The organism is Roseibium sp. (assembly GCF_965232425.1).
Classification (GTDB): domain Bacteria; phylum Pseudomonadota; class Alphaproteobacteria; order Rhizobiales; family Stappiaceae; genus Roseibium.
On sequence record NZ_OZ246971.1, the window covers coordinates 1,931,463 to 1,957,679 of the forward strand.

Sequence of the window (26,217 nt, forward strand, 5' to 3'; positions counted from 1 at the left end):
CACACTGGCAAAATCAGAATGATCTCGGGCCGTGTCGCGATATGCACGACCGCACACAGCCATCGTTACGACTGCCGGGATCCGGCACAGGAGAAGATCCATGAATGCACCCGTACAGATCAAATCCAGCCCATCCGGGGGCGGAGCCTTCGACTGGCAGGACCCCTTTCATCTGCGCGACCAGCTGCAGGAGGACGAGCAGCTCATCCAGGACACGGCGCGCGCCTACGCCCAGGAAAAGCTGCTGCCGCGCGTGATCGATGCCTATCGCGAAGAAACGACCGACCGGGCGATCTTCAACGAAATGGGTGAGCTCGGACTGCTCGGCGTCACCCTGCCGGAAGACTACGGCTGCGCCGGCGCATCCTATGTTTCCTACGGCGTGGTCGCCCGCGAGATCGAGCGGGTCGATTCCGGTTACCGCTCCATGATGAGCGTGCAGTCCTCCCTCGTCATGTATCCGATATACGCCTATGGCTCGGAAGAGCAGCGGCAGAAATACCTGCCGAAACTGGCAAGCGGCGAATTTGTCGGCTGTTTCGGCCTCACCGAACCCGATGCGGGCTCCGATCCGGCGGGCATGCGCACCCGCGCGATCAAGACCGATGGCGGCTACCGGCTCACCGGCAGCAAGATGTGGATCTCGAATGCGCCGATCGCGGACGTCTTCGTGGTCTGGGCCAAGTCCGAGGCCCATGACGGCGCCATCCGGGGCTTCGTGCTGGACAAGGGTATGAAAGGCCTGAGCGCGCCGAAGGTCGGCGGCAAGCTCTCCCTGCGTGCATCGATCACCGGCGAAATCGTCATGGACGACGTCGAAGTCGGCGAAGATGCGCTTCTGCCGAACGTGTCGGGCCTCAAGGGGCCGTTCGGCTGCCTCAATCGCGCCCGCTACGGCATTGCCTGGGGAACGATGGGCGCAGCGGAAGACTGCTGGATGCGATCACGCCAATACGGGCTGGAACGCGAACAGTTCGGACGGCCGCTGGCGCAGACGCAGCTGTTCCAGAAAAAACTGGCCGATATGCAGACGGAAATCGCACTGGGCCTGCAGGCGGCCCTGCGGGTCGGCCAGCTGTTCGATGCCGGGCAGGTGTCCCCGGAGATGATCTCGATCATCAAGCGCAACAACTGCGGCAAGGCGCTCGATATCGCTCGTCAGGCGCGCGACATGCATGGCGGCAACGGCATCCAGGAAGAATACCATGTCATGCGCCACAGCCAGAACCTTGAGACCGTCAACACCTACGAGGGCACGCACGACATCCATGCGCTGATCCTCGGACGTGCGCAGACCGGTCTCCAGGCCTTCTTCTGATCGAACTTCGAAGCACGGCGCGGGGTTACCCCGCGCTTTGCCTGCGCAACAGGACTTTTCAGATACACAGGCAGCGAACGAATGATGTCCGCAAGGCGGGACGCGGTCTTCCCCGTGTGTCAGGTTGCGGCTTTGGTCCCGCTGGAACCATGGTTCTCATTCGGCAACGAGCAGGGGAACCAGCGGATTGTTGTCGGACGCAGCTTCCTGCTTGACCACCGGCTCAGAGCCGGACACCTCATCGTCCCGGTCAGCTTCCGTCTCCGGCGCTTCGGCAGACACTTCGTCTTCTTCCTCCGCAACAGCATCATCGCCCGCTTGCGAAACGGTGTTGCCGTCTTCGCCGGGGTCATCCGGCGCCGGGGCGTCCTGGTGCGGCACATCGGCGGGCCGCACGTCCGCAGACATGCGCTTGCGTTCGCGCCCCGCGTCTTCCGCCCAGTCGATCAGGCTGGAGAAGCACTCCGACAACACCTGTTGCAGGCGCGCGATGTGCGCCTTGTCCGGCTCGAACGGCGGCGATTCATGACGCAGATAGGCGCGTTGGGCGATGAGCAGCGTCAGCCCATGCACACCGCGTTCCGGCCTGCCGAAGGAGTCGATGATGAAGCCACCCCTGGTCTGATCGTCAACACCGAGATCGAGACCTTTCAGCCCGCTCAGCGTTCCGACAAACAGGTTTCGCAGATCGTGATTGCACGAAGCACCGTCGGCGGTGCCGATGCTCAATTCGGGCAGGCCCTTGCCCGTGACCCCCTTGATGTGCGAGCGCATCGACTGGCAGTCGACAAGGACGACGGCCCCGTGCCTGCGCATCAGCCGGTCAATCTGCTGCCGAAGCATCTTGTGGAAAGGGGAATGAAACAGCAGAAGGCGCTGTTCGATTTCGGTCGGCCCCGGTTCTTCCCCATCGTGATAAATCCGCTTGCCGTCCAGGGTGGTGACCGGACACAGGGCGGCCAGGGGATCAGCGGCAGCCGACAAAGGCGTTGCCGGATCCCTGTCGACGTCGACGACATAGCGCGAAATCGACGACCGCAGCACCGTCAGACCCAGATCCGTGCCGAAGCCGAACAGCTGCTCCAGCCGCCACGACAGATCGGCCTGCAGGCGCCCGGTCGCATTGAACCTGGCGGACACAGGTTTCGGGACGTCCGTGCCGCTGTGAGGCAGACACAGGATCAGCGGGCTCTGTCCTTCTTCAACCAAAATCATGCTGCAACGCCTAACCGACGACACCAAGTTACCGCCAACTTGAAGAATTTACCTAGCGGAAACAAGACATTTTCTTTGCGACTTCATGACATCTGCCTTGCAGGAAAACGCAGATCCAGCGAGACAGCACGCAAGATCCTTACATCAACCGGCGTTAACATAACCCTATCTGATGTCGTTTTGATGGACACCTCAGGCGCTTGCTGCCCGCCACCACACCCAAGGAAACCGCGTTGCCGCGTGGCTTGCCGGATTTCGCCTTCACGATCTTGGCCGGCTCCCTTGACCTTTGCGGAGGAGCGGGCAATTTTCTGTCAGCTGCCTTCCATCGGGTTTCAACCTGGCGGCCTGTTCCGGCCCGAACCCGCATTTCGCAAAAGGAAACCGAATGCCACTTCGCCACGGCAAAGAATTTCTGATGATTCCCGGACCGACCAACGTTCCGGAAGAAGTGCTCAGGGCAATGCACCGGCCGGCCGTCGACATCTACGAAGGCCCGCTGCTGGAAACGACGGACTATTGCCTGCATAGCCTGAAACGGCTGTTCCGCACCGAGGGCAGAACCTACATCTATGCCGCAAACGGCCACGGTGCATGGGATGCCGCGCTCTGCAACACCTTGAGGCGTGGTGACAAAATTCTTGTCCTGGAATCGGGAAGATTTGCACTTGGCTGGGGCGAGGCCGCAGAGATCAGCGGTCTGAAAGCGGAAGTCCTGGAAGGGTCCTGGGACCGGAGCGTCGACCCCGCGAGACTGGAGGAACGGCTCCGGCGGGACACAACCCATGAAATTACAGCGATCCTGGTGGTCCAGGTCGACACGGCATCCGGTGTCTGGAACGACATCGCGGCCCTCAGGCAAGCCATCGATGCGGCGGGACATCCGGCCCTGTTCATGGTCGATACGATCGCATCCCTCGGCTGCATGCCTTTCGAGATGGATGCCTGGGGTGTCGACGTTGCCCTGACCGGCTCGCAGAAGGGTCTCATGTGCCCGCCCGGCCTCTCCTTCGTCGCCGCCGGCCCGAAGGCGGACAAGGCCCATGAAACGGCGGATCTCAGGACCAACTACACCGACTGGACCTTCCGGAAGGGACCGGAGCACTATCAGAAATATTGCGGCACACCGCCGGAACATCTGCTCTATGCCTTTCAGAAGGCGGCGGAGCTGATCTTCGAGGAGGGGCTTGAGAAAGCCTGGCACCGCCACGCCCTTCTGGGTGAAGCAACCCGCAGGGCTGTCGCGCGCTGGTCCGAGGCGGGCGCGGTGAATTTCAACATCAGCGAACCGCACGCCCGTTCCAACAGCGTCACCGTCGTCCGGCTGGAGAACGGGCACGCTGACGCGCTTCGCGACTTCACGAAAACCGTCTGCGGCGTCACGATCGGCGGAACGATCGGGGACCTTTCCGGAAAAGGCGTCCGCATCGCCCATATGGGTCATGTGAACGCGGTCATGCTTCTGGGGACATTGTCGGCCATCGAACTCGGCTTCGAGCGGCTTGGCATTCCCCACGGAAAGGGCGGTGTTCAGGCCGCAATCGACTATCTTGCCAGTGCGCTCTAGGGTACGGACCCATAAATGAGACTGAAATGGCATGTGAAATGGCGAAATCCCGTTAGGAAGAGTGTGCGGAGCGGGCTTCCTGCCCGGTCAAGCACGCTGACGACACGGGGTGAAGCCATTTCCATGTCCTTCGGATTTGACCGGATTGCGCCTCCCCTGCGTTGCGAAAGGCTTGAAAATGAACCACATTTCCTGCGCTTCCGCTCCTTGAGGAGAAGCAATCCGCCTCATTGATGGGTCCGCCCCCTAGAGCTTCTCTTCCAGGCGTTCGCAGATCGTTTTCAGTACCTCGATGCGCGCGTGCCGCTTGTTTTCCGAGGAGACCAGCGTCCAGGGCGCATAATGGGTCGAGGTCCGGTCGACCATGTCTCCGGCGGCAATCGCGTACTGGTCCCATTTCAGCCGGTTGCGCCAGTCCTCGTCGGTGATCTTGTGCTGCTTGTAGGCCGTGTCTTCCCTGGCCTTGAAGCGCCTGAGCTGCTCGTCTTCCGAGATCGCAAGCCAGAACTTGCAGATGATGTAGCCGAAATCGGTGAGTTCCTGCTCGAACTCGTTGATTTCGTTATAGGCGCGGAGCCAATCGTCGTGCCCGGCAAACCCCTCGACCCTTTCGACCAGGACCCGTTCGTACCAGGACCTGTCAAAGAAGGCGAAATGCCCCTTGCGCGGTACGCGCCGCCAGAACCGCCAGAGATAGGGCCGCGCCTTTTCCTCGTCCGACGGGGCGGAAATCGGGTGCACCTTGTAAATGCGCGGGTCAAGCGGCCGGATCACGCGGCGGATCGCGCCGCCCTTGCCCGCGGCATCATTGCCCTGGAACACCAGAACCACGCCGGTCTTCGACATGGACTTGCGATCGGAAAGCTCCGACAGCCGGCCCTGATACTCCCGGCGCTTTTCTTCGTATTCGGGTTTTTCAAGCGACGCCGTGAGATCGATGTTGTCGACGGCGGATTCCTTCCGGATTCCGCCGACAACCGGCGGGGCCGCGATGGACTCGGCCTCGCCGTCCTCCAGTTTCAGGCTCATGTTGCGGGCGACCGTCTGTGCCAGGGCGGCATCGCGATACTCGGCATCCTGGGACGGGATGACGAACCAGGGCGCATATCCTTTGCTGGTTTCCAGCACGATCTTTTCGCCGGCCTCACTTGCCTTCTTGTGATGCTTGAGCGCCGCCCAGTCCGCGAGCACGTGGCGCGCGCTGTTTTTCTTCTCGATGGTCTTGAGACGCTCCTTTTGAACGTCCTTGGGCAGGTAGAACCAGAATTTCAGGATGAGGATGTCCTCCTTGGACAGCATCTCCTCGAACCTGCGAATGCGCACGAGCGCCTTCTCAAAGGCGTCTTCATCGATTTTCTTGTAGATCCAGTCTCTGAGGACGGCCTGATACCAGCTTCCGAACACGATCGCCGTTTCACCCTTCGCGGGGAGGTCCCGCCAGTAGCGCCACAGCGGCGGACGCAGCCGGGCTTCGTCGGTGGGCTCCCCATAGGCATTGCAGACGAGGTGACGGGCATCCATCCAGCCATACAGCCGGGCCACCGCCTCGCCCTTGCCGGCGCCATCCAGACCGTCCACCAGGATCAGTGTCGAAAAGGGCTGCTTTTCGATCATCGGCAGTTGAGCTGCAAGAAGCTGTTCCCTGAGTTCGGGCTCCAGCTTCTTGAATTCCTTCTTGGACATCTTTTGCGGCAGGCGGGCAGATTCGAACATCGACGGCTCCTGAAAAAGCGTGCTGCGTGCATTTTGTCCCAGCCGGTACCAAAAGACCATGGTGCAGATCAAACTGCGCGAAACCCTGAAAAGACAATTTTTCCTGTTGGTTGTGAGTGGCGGCCCTTATATGAGGCTGCGTATGTATGTCGGCAGGTGATACCGTTGCGGAACCTTGTACGGAATGACATGCGAGCATTGAAATGTTGATTTTCAGTCAGACTGACAGGCGTCCGTGACAGATTTTATTGACCCCATTCTGACCTTCATTGCCGAAAACCCGGGGCTGGCGGGCCTGATCTGTTTTCTCGCCGCCATGGGCGAAGCGCTTTTCATCATCGGACTGTTCGTGCCGACGACGGTCGTGCTGGTCGGTGCCGGAACGCTGGTCGGGCTGGGAAAACTCGATCCGGTGCCCCTGTTCATCTGGACAACGCTCGGGGCAACGGCAGGCGATGCCATCTCCTACTGGATCGGCTACCGGTTCAAGGACCGGATCAAGAGCATGTGGCCGCTGAACAAGTACGAGCACATGATCGTCAGCGGCGAGAAGTTTTTCGAGCGCCACGGCGGCAAGAGCGTGTTCTTCGGCCGCTTCGTGCCCGGCGTGAAATCCGTGGTCCCCGGGATTGCCGGGATGGCAGGCATGAACTTCACTCGGTTTTCGGTTGTGAACGTCACATCCGCCTTCGCCTGGACGATCGCTCACATGGGCCCCGGCATCATCGCCGGGTCCGCGCTCAATGCGATCGGTCAGATCAGCGGGCGGCTCGCCTTTGTTCTCGGAGCGCTGCTGCTGATCATCTTCCTGATCGTGATGCTCGGGCGCTGGCTGATCCTGATCATACTGCCGCTGTTTCCCAATGCGCATGCGGTGATCGTGTCCTGGTTCGAGAAACGGCCGGACCGCCCTTCACAGTGGATTGCCCGCAATTTCGATCCCGCGCATCCCAGATCGGCAGGCATGCTCGCCTCCGCCCTGCTGCTGTTGATCACCATGCCGGCGTTTTTCTGGATTGTCGGCGAAGTGTCGCCGGGCGAACCCATGGTGCGTGCCGACCTGGCGATCCTGAATTTCTTCGACAGCCTGCGCACGCAGGCCGGCGACAAGATAATGGTCTTCTTCACCATGCTGGGGGACGGCGTCGTCGTCACGGCAGTAACCGTCGTCGTTGCCGCCTATCTGTTTGGCCGCAAGGCGTGGCGGCGTGGCATCGGCTTTATCATCGCCATGGCCGGAACGGCGATGTTCGTCCCCCTGTTCAAGCTCATCCTGCACCGCTCACGACCGATCGAGCTCTATGCAGGGGCAGATGCGTACAGCTTTCCGAGCGGTCACGCCACGCTGACCGCGGTTCTTTTCGGGATCAGCGCCGTCCTGATCGCGCATGATCTGAACCGCTGGCTCAAGGCAACGGTTTTCACTGTGTCCGCGGCCCTGGTCATCACCATCGGTTTTTCGCGGATTTATCTCGGCGCGCACTGGATGTCCGACGTGCTGGCCGGCCTCTTGTTCGGAACGGCGATGGTGTCGGCCTTCGCGTTCGTTTTCGGTCCGATCCACAACGAGAAAATCGGACGGACGACCCTCGCCGCCCTTGTCATCACGACCCTGACGGCGTTTGGCGGCTGGCATATCTGGTCGTCGTTCAACCAGGCCCTGGTGACCTATCAGCCGCAGGTTCACAAGGAGATGCTGACGGCGTCGGAGTGGCGCGAGGGAAAATGGCGGTCCCTTCCGGACCGGCGCGTCGAACTCAACGGCGACCGGGAGGAGCCGCTCGTGATCCAGTATGCAGGGCCGCTGGATGCCTTTGCGGCGATCGCTCAGAAAGACGGATGGCAGCGCCCGCCGAAATGGAACCTGACAACCGCGGGCGGTTTCGTCGAGGGTCAGACACCACCGGATTCGCTGCCGATCCTGCCCAGAACCCAGAACGGCAGACAGCCGGATCTTGTCCTCATCCACAAGGATCCGGACGAGGAGAAAGGCGGGCGCTGGGTACTTCGGCTCTGGCCGAGCCGGTACCAGGTTTTCGACGAAGGCAGCCTGCAGCCGCTTTTCCTCGGAAGTGTCGTTCATGAGAACATCCTCAGGCCGATGGGCGAGTTTTCGGGTCCCAGAACCGATCTCTACTCGCCGCCCGATTCCGAAAATCCGGCCTTGCTCGTCCCGGGCGCTGCTCAGAAAATCCGCACGGACGGCACCAAGGTTGTACTCGGCATGGTCGACACGAAAAGCGCCTCCACCAAGGCCGACGACCCGAAGAAGTAGGCCGCAGGTCGGCTTGCGTTGCGAAGCTTTGTCGCGACATGGCCATATCCCTTTCGGGTCAAATCTCCCCTCCACGACCCCTGATACCGGTGCCAGGCGCAAAAAGGGCTTGAAGTGGATTCAATATATTCATATATTCGAAAATATAAGATCAAAGGGATGAACCATGACTGAATTCACGCCTTTTCAAAGCCTGTCGGGTGGCATCCTGATCGGATTTGCCGCCGTTGCGCTGATGGCGACGCTCGGCCGTATCGCCGGCATCAGCGGTGTGGTCAACGGACTTCTGACACTCCGGCTGAACCAGGACTGGGCGTGGCGCGCCGCCTTCGTCGCCGGAATGGTGCTCAGTCCGTTGGTTTTTCTCGGGCTGACGGGACAGCTTCCTGAAATCAGCATTCCGTCGTCACCCGCGCTTCTCATCGCCGGCGGGTTCCTCATCGGAGCCGGCGTGACCTTCGGCTCCGGCTGCACCAGCGGACACGGCGTCTGCGGCATGTCGCGCCTCTCCATCCGCTCGATCACCGCCACGCTCACATTCATGGCAACGGCCGGCGGCACCGTTTTCCTGATCCGTCACGTGTTTGGAGGTTGATATGCTCAAAGTCCTTTCCGCATTTGCCATCGGCCTGGTGTTCGGTACCGGAATTCTGATCTCGGGCATGGGCAATCCCGCCAAGGTCCTGAACTTCTTCGACGTTGCCGGAACCTGGGACCCGAGCCTCGCGTTCGTCATGGGCGGAGCACTCCTGGTCACCGCTGTCGGCTACCGGCTGGTTTTCCGGATGAACGACCCGCTTTTCGCAACAGGTTTCTCCCTGCCGACCCGGCAGGATCTGGACATGAAGCTCATCGGCGGCTCGGCTGTTTTCGGCATCGGCTGGGGCATGAGCGGCTTCTGCCCGGGCGGTCTTGTGCCGGTGCTTGGACTGGGAATGGCCGAGCCGCTCGTGACGGCTGCCGCCATTGCCGCCGGGATGCTCGCCGCCAGGTGGACAACGCGGATCGTTGCCGGAGAACAACCGGCAGGCGCCTGACACCCCGTGCGCTCAACTGTTTCCAGGGAGACCGATATGCCCCGTTCCAACTACCCTGTCGACATGGACACAAAGCCTGACGTGAAGGCCTTTTTCGATGCCGCGACAAACACGATCAGCTACGTCGTCAAGGATCCGACGTCAAACGCCTGCGCAATCGTCGACAGCGTCATGGATATCGACTATGCAGCCGGGCGGATCACCTACGATCACGCAGACGAAATGATCGCCTATGTCGAGGCCAACAGGCTCGTCCTGGAATGGCTCATCGAAACCCATGTCCATGCCGACCATCTGTCCGGCGCGCCCTATATCCAGCAACGTCTCGGGGGCAAACTGGGCATTGGCGGCAAGATCACGGTCGTTCAGGAAACCTTCGGCAAGGTCTTCAACGAGGGCACGGAGTTCCAGCGCGACGGCAGTCAGTTCGACCGGCTGTTCCAGGACGGCGACACCTACCGGATCGGAAACATGACGGCATTCGCCATGTCAACGCCCGGCCATACGCCCGCCTGCATGGTGCATGTGATGGGCAACGCTGCATTCGCCGGCGACACGCTCTTCATGCCCGACGGCGGCTCGGCCCGCGCCGACTTTCCAGGCGGGGATGCGGCCGAGCTTTACGATTCCATCCAGAAGGTGCTCGCGCTGCCGGACGATCTGCGCCTGTTCATGTGCCACGACTACGGCCCCAACGGGCGCGATATCCAGTGGGAGACCACGGTCGGCGACGAAAAGGCCCACAACATTCACGTCGGCGGCGGCAAGACCCGGGAAGAATTCGTGAAGTTCCGCACCGAGCGCGACGCTCAGCTCGACATGCCGAAGCTGATCATCCCCTCGCTGCAGGTCAACATGCGTGCCGGCAGACTGCCACCGGCAGACGAAACCGGCAAAACGTTTCTGAAAGTGCCGGTCAACACGCTCTAGGGACTACTGTTTCCAGGTTGCCCGTAACGGCAGGAGACACCCGACCGGCATCCGGCGACCGTCCGAACTGAACAAACACCGCCCCAACCGGCCGTGACGGGACACCACTGTGTCCTGCCCGTCACCCGCTTGTCTCCATCAAGGCCCGTCAATGATCCGGCTCACGCGCTATCTGCCCATTTTCGATTGGGGCAAGTCCTACACGAGGGAAACCGCGACACGTGATCTGGTGGCAGCGTTGATCGTCACGATCATGCTGATCCCGCAATCGCTTGCCTATGCGTTGCTGGCGGGTCTGCCGCCGGAGGTCGGTCTCTATGCCTCGATCCTGCCACTGGTTGCCTACGCGCTGTTCGGCTCCAGCCGGGTCCTTGCCGTCGGCCCTGTCGCCGTGGTGTCGCTCATGACCGCTTCCGCCGTCGGCGAGTTCGCGCAGCAGGGCACACCCGAATATCTCGGCGCTGCGATCGTACTGGCGTTCCTCTCCGGCCTCATGCTGATCGCCATGGGCCTTCTGCGCCTCGGTTTCCTGGCCAACCTTCTGAGCCACCCGGTGATTTCCGGTTTCATTACCGCCTCGGGTCTTCTGATCGCCGCAAGCCAGCTGAAACATGTGCTCGGCGTTCCGTCACACGGCCACACACTCACCGAAATCCTGCTGTCGCTCGCCCAGCACCTCGACGCCGTCAACTGGATCACGGTTTTCATCGGCGCAACCGTGACAGCCTTCCTCTTCTGGGTGCGCAAAGGGTTGAAAGCCACGCTGCTCGGCCTCGGACTGGCCCCGTTCCTGTCCGACATCCTGACCAAAGCCGGGCCCGTGGCCGCGGTTGTTGCCACAACGGTTCTTTCGAACACCCTGCAGCTGAGCGACCGCGGTGTGCGCGTCGTCGGCGATATTCCCTCCGGATTGCCGGTGCCGCAGCTGCCCGGTTTCGACAGCGAGCTCTGGCTGGCGCTCGCCGGCCCGGCTCTGCTGATTTCCGTCATCGGTTTCGTGGAATCGGTTTCCGTGGCGCAGACGCTTGCCGCAAAGAAACGTCAGAGGATCGAACCCGACCAGGAACTGATCGGGCTGGGCTCGGCGAACATCGCCTCGGCCCTGTCCGGAGGCTATCCGGTGACCGGCGGTTTCGCGCGCTCCGTCGTCAATTTCGATGCCGGGGCGGCGACACCGGCCGCAGGCGCCTTCACAGCGGCCGGAATTGCGTTTGCCACCCTCCTGCTGACGCCGCTGCTGGCCCATTTGCCACAGGCGACGCTTGCGGCAACCATTATCGTCGCGGTTCTCGCCCTGGTCGACTTCGGCGCCGTCAGACGAACGTTCCGCTATTCGAAGAGCGACTTTTCAGCCATGGCGGCCACGATAGCCGTCACGCTGCTCTTCGGCGTGGAATCCGGCGTGATTTCCGGTGTGGTCCTGTCCATCGCCCTCCATCTCTACCGGAGCAGCCGTCCGCACATGGCCATCGTCGGCATCGTCCCCGGATCCGAGCACTTCCGCAATGTCGACCGGCACAACGTCGTGACCGGCGAGACGGTGCTGACGGTCAGGGTCGACGAGAGCCTCTTTTTCGCCAATTCACGCTTTCTCGAAGACCGGATCTACGCCCTCGTTGCAGAACGCCCTGAGGTCGATCACGTCATCCTGATGTGCTCGGCCATCAACGCGATCGATGCAAGCGCGCTTGAAAGCCTTGAGGAAATCAATCAGCGGCTCTTTGATGCTGGCGTCACATTCCACCTATCCGAAGTCAAGGGACCCGTGATGGACCGTTTGAACCGGTCGGATTTCCCGGATCAGCTGACCGGGCGCGTTTTTCTGAGCCAGTATGACGCCCTGTGCACGCTCGATCCGCCGGCTGTGCAAATGGCTGGCGCGCGCACACCGGCAAGGCGCGCCGGCGCACCCGGTTGACCCGGTCCGGTGAACGAGGGCCGGCGGCTTAGTCGTCCGTCGCCTTCAGGACCGGTGTGATCTTCTCGCAAAAACGGAAATGCACCGGAGGGCGCTCGCCTTCCTGTACCATGAGACCGCCGGTTCCCCTCGGCTGAACCGTGACCAGCTCGATCGACTCCGCGCCGTTGTTCAAGAGACAGTTGATTGCCGCGCGTTGCGTGTCCCTGCCCCCGAGTTCGGCCCCATAGACCTGACAGATGCGGTCCGGCATTTCCCAGAGGCCGCGATAAATCGCAAGCGCGCTGCCGGGCGCGCTCCGGTCTATGCTCGGCGGCGGGCAATCACCCGGATCCCGGACCCAGATGCCTTGCGCGAAATCAGCGAACCGAAGTTCGAGGGTTCGCCCCTGGAGCAGGGGTGCGGATCTCGGCACCTGAACCTTAAGGTCTCCCTTGGCGGCAAAACCGGCCGTCGATGGCAAAACAAGCAGTGCAGCGAGCAGAACTCCCTGCCAAATCAGATTAAAGCGCATTCCCCCTCCTGGCCTGGCAACAGCAGCATAACGACACGGCCTGAATCCTGAAACAGTCAAATTGGGACCGTTGCGGAAGTTTCCGAATGACGGCTCTTGCAATATGTGAACAAAGATGGAACAAATTTCCTATGACACAGGAAACGCATCCCGCTGCCGGACGCTTGAGACTGGACAACCCCCTGGTCGATGGGCGCCAGTCGGAAACGGCACTCAAGGTCTGGCGCGGCACCGCGCGGCTGATGCGCCAGCTTGATTTTTCCTGCCTGGCGGAAGTCACGCTTGCGTCCGCACGGCGCGCCGACCTGCTGGCGATCGGCCCGAAACACGAGCTCTGGATCGTCGAGGTCAAATCCTCGATTGCCGACTTTCGCGCCGACACCAAGTGGCCCGACTACCGGCAGCATTGCGACCGCCTGTTTTTCGCGACCCATCCCGATGTGCCCCTCGAAATCTTTCCCGAGGATACCGGCCTGATTGTTTCCGACGGGTTCGGAGCGGAAATCCTGCGGGACGCGCCGGAACACAAGCTCGCCGCGGCGACGCGCAAATCGGTGACCCATCGCTTTGCCCGCCATGCGGCCAACCGGCTGCACGATCTCTCCGATCCGGACGGAAAGCGCTTTTTCGAGGGTCTGTGATCCCACCCCAGGCTGGGCCGGAGATGCCGCGATCCGTTGCAGAACTCGTGCGTAGAAAGAGCATCGCAACCCACTTTCAAGCGGATTAGCCTTGGGTACAGCTGTACAGGTCGTCTGGTTCAAAAAGGATCTTCGCGTGCACGATCACGCTGCGCTCAAGCGCGCCAGCTTGCGCGGCGATCCCGTTGTTCCGCTCTATGTCTTCGAACCGGACTTCTGGCAGCTGCCGGATGCATCAGCCCGGCATTTCTCTTTCCTTCTCGAATGCCTTCAAGACCTCAGGCGGGAACTGGCCCAGCTCGGCCAGACGCTGATCATTCGAACCGGAGACGTCACCGGCGTTCTCGAGGAGCTCTCCAGGGCGCATCCGATCGCAGGTCTGTGGTCTCATGAGGAAACGGGGAATGCCTGGACCTTCGCGCGCGACAAGCGTGTTGCCGGCTGGTGCCGGTCGAAGGGGATCGCCTGGACCGAATGCCGGCAGACCGGTGTCCTGCGCGGCCTGAAAAGCCGCGACGGCTGGGCCCGAAAGTGGGACGGGTTCATGGCCGAGGCGACGATCGAACCGCCCCATCTGGAGCCGCTTCCGGGGATCGATCCCGGTCATCCGCCCGGCCTTCAGGAGCTTGGACTTGCCGACGTTCCTTGCCCGGGACGCCAGCAAGGCGGCCGGTCCCGTGCGCTCTCCACGCTGGAGAGCTTCCTGTTTTCACGCGGCAAGACCTACCGCGCCGCCATGGCAACGCCCGTGCGCGCGTTCGATGCATGTTCAAGACTGTCCCCGCACCTGACCTTCGGCACGGTCTCGATGCGCGAAACCGCGCAGGCGGCCTGGGCGCGGCAGCGCGAGCTGAAGCAAAGCACTTTTGCCGGCCGCACGACCTGGCAGGGCGCCATGCGATCCTTCTCCGGCCGCCTGCACTGGCATTGCCATTTCATGCAGAAGCTTGAAGACGAGACGCGGCTGGAGAACCAGAACCTGCACGGCGCCTATGATGGCCTGCGTCCGTCCACGCCGGACGAAACGAGGCTCAACGCCTGGCAGGCGGGCGAAACCGGCCTGCCGTTCGTCGACGCGTGCATGCGCTGCCTCGCAGCGACCGGCTGGATGAACTTCCGCATGCGGGCGATGCTGATCGCGGTTTCAAGCTATCACCTCTGGCTGGACTGGCGGGCGCCCGGGGAACATCTGGCGCGGCTGTTCACGGATTACGAGCCCGGCATTCACTGGCCCCAGGTGCAAATGCAATCCGGCACCACCGGCATCAACACGATCCGCATCTACAATCCGGTCAAACAAGGACTGGACCAGGACCCGGACGGCACGTTCGTGCGCCGCTGGGTGCCGGAACTTGCGGGCCTGGACGGCCAGCTTGTTCATCAACCCTGGAAGGCGGACGGGGCTGGAAAGGTTCTCGGCAAAACCTACCCGTTTCCGATCGTCGATCACCTGCGTGCAGCGAAAGAAGCACGCGAGAAGGTCTGGGCCATCAGGAAAGGGCAGTCGTTTCGCGGCAAGGCGGCGGACATTCAGCAAAAGCACGGTAGCCGGAAAAGCGGCATACCCATGCGCGGCCAGGAGCGCACCCGCCGTCGCACGCGTGCGAAGAGTTCACCGGATCAGACTGATCTGTTCGAAAGCTCCTCATGAAGATGCGCAGGAAATCCGACCTGCCCAGGAAGACCTGCCCCGCCTGCGGGCGGCCGTTCACATGGCGGAAGAAGTGGGAACGGTCCTGGGACGAGGTACGCTACTGCTCGGACAGGTGCCGGCGTCAGAAAGCGAAGCAGAAGCCACCTGCGGCGTGAAGGGTATGCACGCGCGGACCTTGACCCCGAATACATCCTGATCCTGAGGAGGGCCGAAGGCCCGTCTCGAAGGATGGGCGGCAAAATCGGAGGGCGTGGCCCATCCTTCGAGACAGCGCTGCCGCGCTTCCTCAGGATGAGGTGTTTCACACTCAACGGTCATGCCGATCCAGTGGCACTCGATAAGCTTCCGAATCCGAGCGCAAACGGCATGGATTGCAGGGTCAAGCCCTGCAATGACCACCGGAAAGAGGTGTCCGATGCTGAAACACCACGACCAGTCATGCCATGGCTCGACCATGGCATCCATGCCGATCCGGTGCCACTCGATGGGTTTCCCGCACCGGGAGCTAACGGAGTGGATTGCAGGGTCAAGCCCTGCAATGACGGAGTGGCTTGAAAGAATGGGAGAAAAAACTGACCTCGTCGGTCGCACTTATTGTCGTCCCGGTTCGCTGCATGCGCAGCAAACCGGACGATACCCGAACTCAGACGAACAGGTTGACGAGGCTTTCCAGATATTCCTGGCGGCCGGATTTGGGTTGCGGTTCCAGATCGGCGCTGTGGACGCGGTCCGCGAGAGCTTCGAGCGACGAGCCACCGTTCAGGATTTCGACGTTTTCCGGCTTTTTCCAGCCCTGGTAGCGATCATCCACGAAGCCTTTCAGCCGGCCGTCCTCGATCATGGCAGCCGCCGCCTTCAGGCCGCGTGCAATGGCATCGGCCGAGCCGACATGGGCCTGGATGAGGTCAACCGGGTCGAGGGACTGACGGCGCAGCTTGGCGTCGAAATTGGTTCCGCCGGTGGTAAAGCCGCCATCCATCAGGATCTCGTAATAGGCAAGTGCCAGTTCGGGCACATTCATGCCGAAATGATCCGTGTCCCAGCCGCACTGGTAGTCGTTCCGGTTCATGTCGACGGACCCCAGGATGCCGAGGGAGCGTGCCATGTGCAGTTCATGCTCGAAGGAATGGCCGGCCAAAATTGCATGCCCCTGCTCGATGTTCATCTTGACTTCGTTTTCGAGGCCGTAGGCCTTGAGGAAGCCGAACACGGTCGCAACGTCGTAGTCATACTGGTGCTTGCTGGGTTCCTGCGGCTTGGGCTCGATCAGGATGGTGCCGGTGAAGCCGATCTTGTGCTTGTATTCAACGACCATGTTGAGGAACCGGCCAAGCTGGTCGAGTTCCTGCTTCACATTCGTGTTGAGCAGTGTTTCGTAACCCTCGCGGCCACCCCAGAGCACGTAGTTCTGCCCCTTCAGGCGGTAGGTGACATCCATGGCGTTCTTCACCTGGGCAGCCGCATAGGCAAAGACATCCGGGTCAGGGTTGGTCGCGGCGCCGCCCATGAAGCGGCGGTTGGAGAACATGTTCGCCGTTCCCCACAAAAGCCCGATGCCGGTGTCGGCCATCTTGGTTTCGAAGATATCGGCAATGGCATTCACATTGGCGTTGCTTTCTGCCAGCGTCGCGCCTTCCGGCGCGATATCGCGGTCGTGAAAGGTGAAGAACGGCATTCCGAGGATCTGGAACATCTCGAACGCGACATCCGCCTTGAAGCGGGCCTGCTCCATCGGGTCACCGCCCGGCGCCATCCACGGACGCATGAAGGTTTCCCCGCCGAACGGGTCACCGCCCGGCCAGCAGAAATTATGCCAGTAGCAGACGGCCAGGCGCAGATGATCTTCCATCCGCTTGCCAAGAACGACTTCGTCTTTGTTGTAGTGCCGGTAAGTCAGCGGATCGCGGCTGTCTGGTCCGGAATATTGAATTGGCTGCAGATCGCCAAAGAACCCAGTGTTCATGTCTTGCTCCTCAGAAGCCGGCTTGCTTGAATGCCGGATAAAGTTTGCGCCAGTGGCCGTAGGCCTCGGCGTAGTGTTCAGTAAGGGACGGAACCGGATCGATGCTTGTCTGAAGCGCCGGTTTGCCGAAGATCCCGTCCGTTGATCCAAGCGCGGCAGCCTGGCCGAGACGCGCGGCCCCCAGCGAAGCACCGAAATCGCCGTCCACCGGCACATCAACGGTCACGTTCAAGAGGCTGGCGATGATCTCCAGCCAGGTGTGCGAGCGCGAGCCGCCACCCACTGCAAGAACCCGGTCAATCCGGGTGCCCGCGACGCTCAGCGCTTCCAGGCAGTCCTTCAGCGCGAAGGCGACACCGTCGAGGACGGCATGGGTCAAAACGGCATCATCGGTTTCGTGCGAGATGCCGGCGAAACCGGCGCGGATATCGACGTCGTTGTGCGGCGTGCGCTCGCCGCCGAGATAGGGAAGGAACGACACCGTCGAGGGACCGGCGACGCGCCCGAGTGCCTGCGTCAGGTCTCCAGGCGACTTCTTCAGGATCCCCGCCAGCCAGTTGAGACTGTCAGTTGCCGACAGGATGACGCCCATCTGGTGCCAGGTCTGCGGCACGGCGTGGCAGAAGGCATGCACCGCACCCCCGACATTCGGAGAGAACCGGTCATTGGTCACGAACAGGACACCCGAGGTTCCGAGCGAAACGAAGGCGGATCCGGGATCGACCGCGCCGACACCGCAGGCTGACGCAGCGTTGTCGCCGCCACCGCCGGCAACGACCGGCGGCGTGTCAAATCCCCAGCGCGCACAGAGATCCGCTTTCAGCGTTCCGGAGCTTTCGGAGCCCTCCACGAGCCGGGGCATCTTGCTGCGGTCGAGGCCGGTCGCGGCAAGCAGGTCGTCGCTCCAGTCGCGCCGCGCCACGTCCAGCCACAAGGTTCCTGCGCTATCGGACATGTCACCTGCATACCCGCCGGTCAGCTTGAAGCGCACATAGTCCTTGGGCAGCAGGACCATGTCCGTCTTGGCGAAAATTTCAGGCTCGTTTTCGCGCACCCATTGCAGCTTGGGGGCGGTGAAGCCGGGCATCACCAGATTTCCGCCCAACGTCTGAAACTTCGGTTCGCGCGCGGTCAGCTCCTCGCACTGTTTGCCGGACCGGCCATCGTTCCACAGGATGCATGGCCGCAACGGGCGGCCGTCGCCGCCGAGCAGCGTTGCGCCGTGCATGTGACCGGAGAGGCCGATGCCCCTGACGGCGGCGAGCGCTTTCGGGGCTTCGGCCTTCAGGGCGTCGAGCACGATTTCACAGGCGCGCCACCAGCTGTCGGGATCCTGTTCGGACCAACCGGGATGCGGCCGCTCCACCGTGAGATCAGCGGTCGCCGAGGCGATCAGGGATTGATCCTCACCGAGCAGGATGGCTTTGACGGAACTTGTGCCGATATCGAGACCGATAAACATGAGGTGCGTTCCTCAGAATTCGCCCAAAGGAAAGCCGGTCCCCGACATGAGGTCACGGCTCCAAAATGCATGAATGCAACCGGTCTGCGCATGTTCCAGCGCAGACCGGTCCGGTTTAGCTTGCTGCCTCTTCTTCCACAAGAGCGCCCGGACCCGGTGTTGCACCGGGAGGACACTTGCCGAGGATGATCATGCCAAGAACGTCATCGTCGGTCACGTCCGTGGTTTTCGCGCTGCCGACCAGCTGACCGTTCTTCATGACGGCCAGGCGATCGCAGAGCGCGAAAACGTCATGGATGTCGTGGCTGATCAGAAAGATGCCGAGCCCCTGCTTCTTCAGTTCCTCGATCAGTTCGGCCACCATTTGCGTCTCGTGCACGCCGAGCGCAGCGGTTGGTTCGTCCATGATCAGGATCTTGGCGTTGAAGTAGACCGCGCGTGCGATGGCAACCGACTGGCGCTGACCGCCGGAGAGAGCCTTCACCGGAGCGTGGAACTTCTTGAAGTTGGGGTTGAGCTTGCCCATGATCTTGCGGGTTTCCGCTTCCATGGCATCGTCATCCACGAACCCGAGCGGTGTCGTCAGCTCGCGGCCGAGGAAAAGGTTCGACGCGGCATCGAGATTGTCCGCCAGAGCAAGCGTCTGGTAGATCGTCTCGATGTTGTAGGAGCGTGCATCCCTCGGCGAGTGAATATGCGCTTCCTCGCCATTGATCAGGATCTGGCCGCTGTCGGCCTTGTAGGCCCCGGAGAGGATCTTGATCAGGGTCGACTTGCCGGCGCCGTTGTGGCCCAGAAGTCCGACGACTTCACCGGGGAACAGATCCACCGTGACATGATCGACGGCGTGCACCCCGCCAAAGGAAATGCACATGTCCTTCATTTCTACGAGAGGTGTTGCCATGTCTTACTCTCCCGTCCGCTTGCGGTAGATGATATCGACCAGGACGGCCACGACCAGGACCACGCCGACCACAATGTTCTGCAGCGGGGCGTCGACGCCGACCATCGCCATGCCGGATTGCAGGGACTGCATGATCAATGCGCCGAGGATTGCGCCGTAGATCGTGCCGACGCCGCCGGCGAGCGCTGTCCCGCCAATCACGGCTGCCGCGATGACGCGCAGTTCGTCCAGTGTGCCGATGTCATTTGTCGAGAACCCGAGACGGGCCGAGGCAACGGCCCCGGCAAGCGCACAAAGCCCACCCATGATCGCGAAGATCTTGACCGTCAGGAACCGCGTGTTGATGCCGGACAGCTCCGCCGCGTCCGGATTGCCGCCCGTTGCGAATATGTAGCGCCCGAGACGCGTGCGGCGCGCAACCACCGTCATGGCAACCGCCACGAGGATCAGCAACACCACCGAGTAGGGAATGCCGTAGCCGACCTCAAGCCCCTCCGGCATCGTCTCGCCGACCGCCTCGAACATCCGTTTCAGGCGTGCAGCCGGAATGTGATAGGCGTTCAGGATCGCCACAAAGCCGAGAATGGCGACTGTCGTGATTGCTCCCAGAGCGAGCTCGGCCCAGACCGGCTTGACCGGAAAGCCGTGAGAAGCGCGGCGGCGGCGCGAGGCGACCTGAAGCCACAGAACGATGCCAACCGCAAGAAGACCGAAGATCCAGGACGCGGTTTCGCCCATCGTGCCGCCGATGCCCCCGAGCATTGTGAAGGTCTCGTTCAGCGGGCCGATCGTCTGGCCGGAGGTGATGAACCAGGCCACGTTTCTCCACACCAGGAGGCCGCCCAGCGTGACGATGAAAGCCGGAATGCCGAGATAGCCGATCATCCAGCCCTGGAAGGCGCCGATCGCGACACCAACACAAATCCCGGCGATAAGCGCGAGAACCCAGATCGCCGGATGACCCAACCCGAGCACATCGGGATGTGCAAGAAGATCCGTCTGCACCACCGCCATGACAGCGGCAACGGTCGCCAGAAGGGAACCGACAGACAGATCGATGTGGCGGGTCACGATGACAAACACCATTCCTGTCGCCATGATCGCGACGGAGACGGTCTGGATCGTCAGATTGAAGATATTTCGCGGCGTCAGAAAGCGGCCGTCTGTGAACACGTTGAAGACGAGGCACAGGACAACAAACGCGCCGATCATGCCCAAAAGACGCGTGTCGAGCTGCAACGCGGCAAACAAGTTTCGGGCCGCCGGGCGGTTCGAGCCGGGCAGAGCGGTGTCGGACATCAGGGTAACTCCTGCTTGGAGACCATTTCGCAAGTGTGCCGGGTGGTCTGCCCGCGGTGCCTTGATGCACCCGTTTTATTGCGGCCCCGATCTTACGTCCGGGGCCGCGCTTTCGGCAAGTCTATCAGTTACAGGGAGCCGGTCCGCCGGACACGCCCTGGCACAGATCGTCCTTGGAGATCCAGCCCGCATCGACTACCGCGCTCAGATTGTCCTTGGTGATCGGAAGCGGCGCCAGGAACTTGGCGGTCAGTTCCGTGCCACCCGGCGACGTCCAGCTGCCGGCACCGTCCACGGCCGACATTTCCGAACCGCCGGCAAGCGCGACGGCGATTTCGCCGGCAGCCTTGCCGAGCTCACGCGCGTCCTTCCAGACCGACACGGTCTGCGTGCCCTTGGCAACGCGGTTCAGGGCCGCATGATCGCCGTCCTGACCGGAGACCGGAATGCCTTCCATGCCCTGTGCGGTCAGTGCAGCGACAACGCCGCCGGCTGTGCCGTCATTGGAGGCGACCACGGCATCGACGTTGTTGTCGTTGGCCGTCAGGATCTGCTCCATGTTGCGCTGTGCGTTCGCCGGCAGCCAGCCATCGGTGTAGGCCTCGCCGACAATCTTGATGTCGCCGGAATCAAGCGCTGCCTGCAGGACTTCCTGCTGACCGCCGCGGAGGAAGTCCGCGTTCGGATCGGTCGGGGAACCCTTGATCATGACATAGTTGCCCTTGGGCTGGGCCGCGAGAACGGCTGCGGCCTGCATGCGGCCGACCTCGACGTTGTCGAAGGTCAGGTAGAAGGCGCGGGAGTCGTCGATCAGACGGTCGTAGCCGACGACCGGGATACCTTCATCGGCAGCAGCCTGGACAGCCGGGCCGATCGCCTGGGCGTCCTGCGCCAGGATGATCAGGGCCGTTGCACCCTGGGCGATCAGAGCTTCGACGTCGGACAGCTGCTTCGCGGAAGAGCTCTGCGCGTCGGCAGAGATGTACTTCGCGCCGGCCGCTTCCAGAGCGCCCTTGATGGCTGCTTCGTCGGTCTTCCAGCGCTCTTCCTGGAAATTCGACCAGCTGACGCCAACAACAATGTCGTCTGCCTGGGCGGCGGTCAGAGCGGTCGCGGACAGCAGAGCGCCCGCCAGCAAAGTGGTAATTTTACGCATTGCGATGTTTCCTCCAGTTGGCGCGGCCTGCGTGTCAGCCGAACCGAAAAATGCACTTTGTCAGTCGGCGCTTTGTTGCAGCGCCGCAAAAGGGACAGCCTTGTTGTTATTTTTTTTGGTGTCCGAAAAAAAGTTGCAGGAAAGCGTCGCTCCTGTCAACATGGTTTTGCAAAACTCTGTCCGAAGCGGCTATAAAATGCCGACGGAACAGAGAAAAACCGGGAGAAACCCGGGACAGAGGAAACACCTTGAGAAGAGCTGAGCGAGCATGACACGCAAGGCGGACCGGGACCAGATCCGGCGGCAAAACCGAAGCATTGTACTCCAGGCGCTGCGCAGAAGCGGCCCGATGGCGCGGATCGATCTCGGCCAGATCACGCGCCTGAGCCCGGCAACCGTGACCGCGATCACCTCCGATCTTCTGGATCAGGGACTGATCGTCAGCCTGGAGAGCGAAGAACCCAAGGCACCGCAGGCGCGCGGCCGTCCGAGAACCCTGCTGAAACTTTCTCCAGGGGCCGTTTTCATTATCTGCGCCCGCCTGTCGGTCAACAATATCGACCTCTCGCTGGTCAATTTCGCCGGTGAGGTTGTCCTGGACCGGCGAATCAAGTTCGACAGCACGGCCGCGGACGCCGGCAGTTTTCCGCAGACCATCATCGCGGCGATCCGAAGTTTCCTCGACGAGGCGGGGGTCGACGCCGCGCATGTCTGCGAGATCGGTGTCGCGGCGCAGGGGGTCGTTGAAACGGAAACGGGGCAGGTCGCCTGGAGCCCGGCCTTTTCGGGGCGCGGCATTCCGGTTGTTGCACCGCTGCAGGAGGCCTTCGGTGCCGAGTGCTACATCTCCAATGATACCAACATGATAACGGAAGCCCTGCACTGGTCCGATCCCAATCGCTATAGCGGCACCTTCGCGGTGATCATGCTGGACTACGGTGTCGGCATGGGCCTCTATCTCAACAACCAGCTGTTCTCCGGTGCCAGCGGCACCGCCGCGGAGTTCGGGCACGCGAATCACATTCCGGGCGGTGCCCTTTGCCGCTGCGGCAAGCGTGGCTGCCTGGAAGCCTATCTCTCGGACTATGCCCTGATACGCGCCGCCAGCCATCTTCCCGAAGACACCGACCCGGTCAGCATCAAGGCCGGGGTGCGTGGCCTGGCGCAGCTCCTGGAGCGCGCGGCTGCAGGTGACCAGGATGCTCTCAAGGCCTTTCAGGACGCCGGCCGGGTTCTCGGCTACGGGATTGCCCGGGTGATCGCGATGATCGATCCGAAACGCGTCGTCCTGACCGGTGCCGCCGTACGCGCCTTCTCCTTCATGGAAAAATCCATGTGGGAGGGTCTTGAGGAAGCGCTTGTCGCCGATCTCAGGAACAATTTCTCGCTCGACGTCATGCCCTGGAACGAGGACTTCATTCGAAGCGGTCTGATCGCGCAATCGATGGAGCGTCTCGACAAGGATTTTCTCGGCGCAGCGTCAACCCGCGGCAATGCTGCCGGGCGTGAAGACAGTCAGGAGTTATCGGCGTGACGGGCCTTTCGAGACTTGCCCTGACGGCGGCCCTTGCCGGGCTGGTCTGGCAGACACCGGCGCTTGCGGATCCGGACCTTCCTCCCTGGAGCGAGAAGGCGATCCAGGAGGATATCGACATCAATCAACTGGCCGCTTCCGGCCAGGACCCCATCGAGGTGCTGCAGCCGCTGGGAGAACATCTCTTCGCCGCCAAGTTCACCAGCCTCGACGGGGCGGGCCGGCCGGATGCGACCGGGGCCATTGTTCCGACCAAGGTCCGCCGCCAGTCGCACCTCACGTTCCAGCGGCTCGCAGGTCCCGACGCCAATGCATGCGCTTCCTGCCACAACGAGCCGGTTGTCGGCGGGGCCGGGTCCTTCACGGCCAACGTCTTCGTTTCCGAGGGGTTCGAAAGCGCCGATTTCGATACGATCGACCCGCAGTTTTCAAACGAGCGCAACACCAACGCGCTCCAGGGCGCCGGCCTGATCGAGCTGCTGGCCCGGGAAATGACAACCGAACTTCGTGCGCAACGAAGCGCCGCGCTGAAGGCTGCACGGTCCGGCGGACAGCCGGAAACGGTTTCGCTCTCCACCAAGGATGTTTCATTCGGCAGCATCACCGCCTATCCGGACGGCACGCTGGACGTTTCCGCGCTCGACGGCGTCGACGACGACCTGACAATCCGGCCGTTCAGCCAGAAGGGCGTGATCGTGTCGCTGCGCCAGTTCACGGTCAACGCGATGAACCATCACCACGGGATCCAGCCGACAGAGCGGTTCGGGCCGATGTGGACCGGCACCGACGATTTTGACGCTGACGGCTATGCCGCCGAGATGTCCGCCGGTCAGATTTCGGCGCTGGTGGCCTGGCAGGCAACACTGCCCGCACCGACGCGCAAAAGCGGCCTGCCCGACATCTGGCAAAGCGCCAGCGCAAAAGGCGAACGGACCTTTGCTGACATCGGCTGTGCCACTTGCCACAGGCCGTCCCTGCCGCTGGACTCGCTGGTTTTCCACGATCCCGGCCCGTTCGACACGGCCGGCACGCTGCGCCAGAGCGACCTGGAACATCCCCTGGCCCTTGATCTTGCGACGCTGGACTGGGTCCAGGCGCTGCCGAAGGACGACAAGGGACGGGTTCTGGTTCCTCTTTTCGGCGACCTGAAACGCCACCGGATCGCGGATGCCCAAACCGATACCTTCGGCAACGAACTCCTTGCGCAGCGGTTCGTTGCACGGGATGTCTTCATAACCGCAGAGCTCTGGGGCATCGGCAGCACGGCTCCCTATGGACACCGGGGTGACCTGACGACCCTCGAAGAGGCGATCCTGGCGCATGGCGGGGCTGCGAAAGCCAGCCGCGATGCCTATGCCGATCTTGCGGAAAGCGACCGTCAATCGATTATCGCCTTCCTGCGCAGCCTGGAGATTGCGCCATGAGGCCCATCGCTCAAGGAAGGCCGGCCTTTCTGGCGTTCGCCGCCTGTGCCGCAATGACGCTCCCGTCCAAGGCAGAGGAAACACGAGGATCCGTGGCCCCTGTGCCGACATTTGTCGAAGAGGCAAGAAGTGCCGGCATTGATCACAGCTACGACGGCGCATGGGAATATTTCGTCGGCGGTGGCTCCGCAATCTTCGACTGCAACGGCGACCGGCGGCCGGACCTTTTTCTGGCTGGCGGGAAAAACCCGGCACAGCTGTTCGTGAACCGGAGCCCGACCAGCGGCGCCCTGCGCTTTTCCGCCACCGACCTGTCCGTCGACGGCAAGAGCACGGCCAAGGTCCTTGGTGCCTATCCCCTCGACTTCGACAATGACGACATTCTCGATCTGGTGCTTTTGCGTCTTGGCGAGAACCTGCTGCTGAAGGGCAAGGGCGACTGCAGTTTTGATGTCGCAAACCGCTCCCTGTCGTTCAACGGCGGACGCGAGTGGACCACCGCCTTTTCCGCGACCTATGAAGCGGGTCTTGAGTTTCCGACGCTCGCCTTCGGCAACTATGTGGATCGCTCGCAGCCCGGTGCGCCCTGGGGCACCTGTCACGACAATTTCCTGTTCCGTCCGGAAAAGGGGGACAACGGCGCGCTTTCCTACCCGGAACCGGTGCGCCTTTCGCCCGGATATTGTGCGCTTTCGATCCTCTTCACCGACTGGAACCGGTCTGGTGAACCATCCTTGAGGGTCTCCAACGACCGTCATTACTATCGCGGCGGCCAGGAACAGCTCTGGGCAGTACCCCCCAATCGGCCGCCGCGCCCCTACCGCAAGACGGACGGCTGGCAGCATCTGAAGATCTGGGGCATGGGCATCGCATCCGTCGATCTGGACGTGGACGGCTTTCCAGAATACGCGCTCACCAGCATGGGCGACACCAAGCTTCAGAAACTGGACGTGGAAACGGATGAGACCGTTCCCGTCTACCAGGATATCGCCTTCGATCTCGGCGTGACGGCGCACCGTCCTTATGCGGGCGAGGATCTCAAGCCATCCACGGGCTGGCACTCCGAGTTCCAGGACGTCAACAATGACGGACTTTGGGATCTCTACATTGCAAAGGGCAATGTAGAGGCCATGCCGGATTTTGCGGCCTTCGATCCTGACAACCTGCTTATCGGTCAGTGGAACGGCAAATTCGTCGAAGCGGGCGATCTTTCCGGCATCGGACTGGACCGACGGGGACGCGGGGCCGGACTTGCCGATTTCAACGCGGACGGCCTGCTCGATCTGGTCGTGGTCAACCGTGCCGCGCCCGTGAGCCTGTTCCGCAATCTCGGGCACGGGTCGGAAACCGGGCCGCGTCCGCTCGGCAACTGGCTGGCGGTCGATGTCCGTCAGCCAGGCAAGGTCAACACGCGCGCGGTCGGCGCAAAGATCAGTGTGAAAACCGGCAACCGGACGGTCGTGAAGGACATCCAGGTCGGCGGCGGGCATGCATCCGGGCAGATGGGCTTCGTGCATTTCGGCCTGGGCGTTGCAGAAAGGGCGAATATCCGGATCAAATGGCCGGACGGCGACTGGAGCCATGCCTACCGCGTTTTCGCCAACGGTCATGTGATTATCGAGCGCGGCGCGGAAAAGGCCCGGCTCTGGTATCCGGAGTAAGCAGTTTCCCCCTTATTGGCCAAGGGAACGTC

General features: G+C 62.0%; 21 protein-coding genes. 13 read left to right on the forward strand and 8 right to left on the reverse strand.

Translation table 11 applies throughout. The annotated features are described in order from the left end of the window. Positions 1-100 precede the first annotated feature (100 nt). Positions 101-1,318: an acyl-CoA dehydrogenase gene (locus tag ACO08A_RS08730; RefSeq protein ID WP_319385248.1), complete on the forward strand. Its 1,218-nt coding sequence runs from the start codon at positions 101-103 to the stop codon at positions 1,316-1,318. A 156-nt stretch (positions 1,319-1,474) separates the two neighbouring features. Here the strand turns inward: ACO08A_RS08730 and ACO08A_RS08735 are convergent, their stop codons facing one another. Beyond that, on the reverse strand, positions 1,475-2,533 hold the full coding sequence (locus tag ACO08A_RS08735) for an N-formylglutamate amidohydrolase (protein ID WP_422040734.1): 1,059 nt from the start codon (positions 2,531-2,533) through the stop codon (positions 1,475-1,477). 388 nt (positions 2,534-2,921) lie between these two features. Here ACO08A_RS08735 and ACO08A_RS08740 point away from each other — a divergent pair, with 388 nt between their 5' ends. Then, on the forward strand, positions 2,922-4,100 hold the full coding sequence (locus tag ACO08A_RS08740; protein ID WP_422040735.1) for a pyridoxal-phosphate-dependent aminotransferase family protein: 1,179 nt from the start codon (positions 2,922-2,924) through the stop codon (positions 4,098-4,100). Between the two features lie 246 nt (positions 4,101-4,346). Here ACO08A_RS08740 and pap read toward each other — a convergent pair whose 3' ends face one another. Next, a complete protein-coding gene (gene pap, locus ACO08A_RS08745) occupies positions 4,347-5,813 on the reverse strand; it encodes a polyphosphate:AMP phosphotransferase (RefSeq protein WP_422040736.1) in 1,467 nt (488 codons plus the stop codon). A gap of 235 nt (positions 5,814-6,048) precedes the next feature. Between pap and ACO08A_RS08750 the strand changes: the two genes are divergently transcribed. From ACO08A_RS08750 to ACO08A_RS08770, 5 genes are all read left to right on the forward strand, one after another. Further along, the gene (locus ACO08A_RS08750) at positions 6,049-8,088 is read left to right on the forward strand and encodes a VTT domain-containing protein (protein WP_422040737.1); all 2,040 of its coding nucleotides are present in this window, start codon (positions 6,049-6,051) and stop codon (positions 8,086-8,088) included. A 166-nt stretch (positions 8,089-8,254) separates the two neighbouring features. Beyond that, on the forward strand, positions 8,255-8,683 hold the full coding sequence (locus tag ACO08A_RS08755) for a YeeE/YedE family protein (protein ID WP_422040738.1): 429 nt from the start codon (positions 8,255-8,257) through the stop codon (positions 8,681-8,683). A gap of 1 nt (position 8,684) precedes the next feature. Beyond that, complete coding sequence (locus ACO08A_RS08760) at positions 8,685-9,125, forward strand: DUF6691 family protein (RefSeq protein WP_422040739.1); 441 nt, start codon at positions 8,685-8,687, stop codon at positions 9,123-9,125. A gap of 36 nt (positions 9,126-9,161) precedes the next feature. Beyond that, positions 9,162-10,055 carry an MBL fold metallo-hydrolase gene (locus ACO08A_RS08765; RefSeq protein WP_422040740.1) on the forward strand — a complete coding sequence of 298 codons (894 nt, stop codon included), beginning with the start codon at positions 9,162-9,164 and terminating at the stop codon, positions 10,053-10,055. Positions 10,056-10,206: 151 nt separating this feature from the next. Beyond that, a complete protein-coding gene (locus tag ACO08A_RS08770; protein WP_422040741.1) occupies positions 10,207-11,973 on the forward strand; it encodes a SulP family inorganic anion transporter in 1,767 nt (588 codons plus the stop codon). A 28-nt stretch (positions 11,974-12,001) separates the two neighbouring features. Here the strand turns inward: ACO08A_RS08770 and ACO08A_RS08775 are convergent, their stop codons facing one another. After that, positions 12,002-12,487, reverse strand: a complete 486-nt coding sequence (locus tag ACO08A_RS08775; RefSeq protein ID WP_422040742.1) for a hypothetical protein — start codon at positions 12,485-12,487, stop codon at positions 12,002-12,004. Between the two features lie 131 nt (positions 12,488-12,618). Between ACO08A_RS08775 and ACO08A_RS08780 the strand changes: the two genes are divergently transcribed. From ACO08A_RS08780 to ACO08A_RS08790, 3 genes are all read left to right on the forward strand, one after another. Next, entirely contained in the window at positions 12,619-13,128 is a 510-nt protein-coding gene (locus ACO08A_RS08780; RefSeq protein WP_421980845.1) for an MmcB family DNA repair protein, read from the forward strand. A gap of 136 nt (positions 13,129-13,264) precedes the next feature. After that, entirely contained in the window at positions 13,265-14,779 is a 1,515-nt protein-coding gene (locus ACO08A_RS08785) for an FAD-binding domain-containing protein (protein WP_422040743.1), read from the forward strand. A gap of 2 nt (positions 14,780-14,781) precedes the next feature. After that, positions 14,782-14,937 carry a DUF2256 domain-containing protein gene (locus ACO08A_RS08790; RefSeq protein ID WP_422041731.1) on the forward strand — a complete coding sequence of 52 codons (156 nt, stop codon included), beginning with the start codon at positions 14,782-14,784 and terminating at the stop codon, positions 14,935-14,937. A 488-nt stretch (positions 14,938-15,425) separates the two neighbouring features. Here the strand turns inward: ACO08A_RS08790 and xylA are convergent, their stop codons facing one another. From xylA to xylF, 5 genes are all read right to left on the reverse strand, one after another. Beyond that, positions 15,426-16,745 carry a xylose isomerase gene (gene xylA / locus ACO08A_RS08795; protein ID WP_422040744.1) on the reverse strand — a complete coding sequence of 440 codons (1,320 nt, stop codon included), beginning with the start codon at positions 16,743-16,745 and terminating at the stop codon, positions 15,426-15,428. Between the two features lie 10 nt (positions 16,746-16,755). Further along, positions 16,756-18,207: a xylulokinase gene (xylB, locus tag ACO08A_RS08800; protein WP_422040745.1), complete on the reverse strand. Its 1,452-nt coding sequence runs from the start codon at positions 18,205-18,207 to the stop codon at positions 16,756-16,758. Positions 18,208-18,322: 115 nt separating this feature from the next. Next, positions 18,323-19,090 carry an ATP-binding cassette domain-containing protein gene (locus tag ACO08A_RS08805; protein ID WP_421984408.1) on the reverse strand — a complete coding sequence of 256 codons (768 nt, stop codon included), beginning with the start codon at positions 19,088-19,090 and terminating at the stop codon, positions 18,323-18,325. Positions 19,091-19,114: 24 nt separating this feature from the next. Continuing rightward, positions 19,115-20,410: a sugar ABC transporter permease gene (locus ACO08A_RS08810; RefSeq protein WP_421980841.1), complete on the reverse strand. Its 1,296-nt coding sequence runs from the start codon at positions 20,408-20,410 to the stop codon at positions 19,115-19,117. Positions 20,411-20,534: 124 nt separating this feature from the next. After that, positions 20,535-21,566: a D-xylose ABC transporter substrate-binding protein gene (gene xylF, locus ACO08A_RS08815; RefSeq protein ID WP_422040746.1), complete on the reverse strand. Its 1,032-nt coding sequence runs from the start codon at positions 21,564-21,566 to the stop codon at positions 20,535-20,537. 268 nt (positions 21,567-21,834) lie between these two features. Here xylF and ACO08A_RS08820 point away from each other — a divergent pair, with 268 nt between their 5' ends. The 3 genes from ACO08A_RS08820 to ACO08A_RS08830 are packed head-to-tail and all read left to right on the forward strand — an operon-like array spanning position 21,835 to position 26,185. Next, positions 21,835-23,100, forward strand: a complete 1,266-nt coding sequence (locus ACO08A_RS08820) for an ROK family protein (RefSeq protein ID WP_422040747.1) — start codon at positions 21,835-21,837, stop codon at positions 23,098-23,100. Beyond that, entirely contained in the window at positions 23,097-24,524 is a 1,428-nt protein-coding gene (locus ACO08A_RS08825; protein WP_422040748.1) for a di-heme oxidoredictase family protein, read from the forward strand. Before ACO08A_RS08820 ends, ACO08A_RS08825 begins: the two co-directional genes overlap by 4 nt. Next, a complete protein-coding gene (locus ACO08A_RS08830) occupies positions 24,521-26,185 on the forward strand; it encodes a CRTAC1 family protein (RefSeq protein ID WP_422040749.1) in 1,665 nt (554 codons plus the stop codon). Before ACO08A_RS08825 ends, ACO08A_RS08830 begins: the two co-directional genes overlap by 4 nt. Positions 26,186-26,217: the final 32 nt, after the last annotated feature.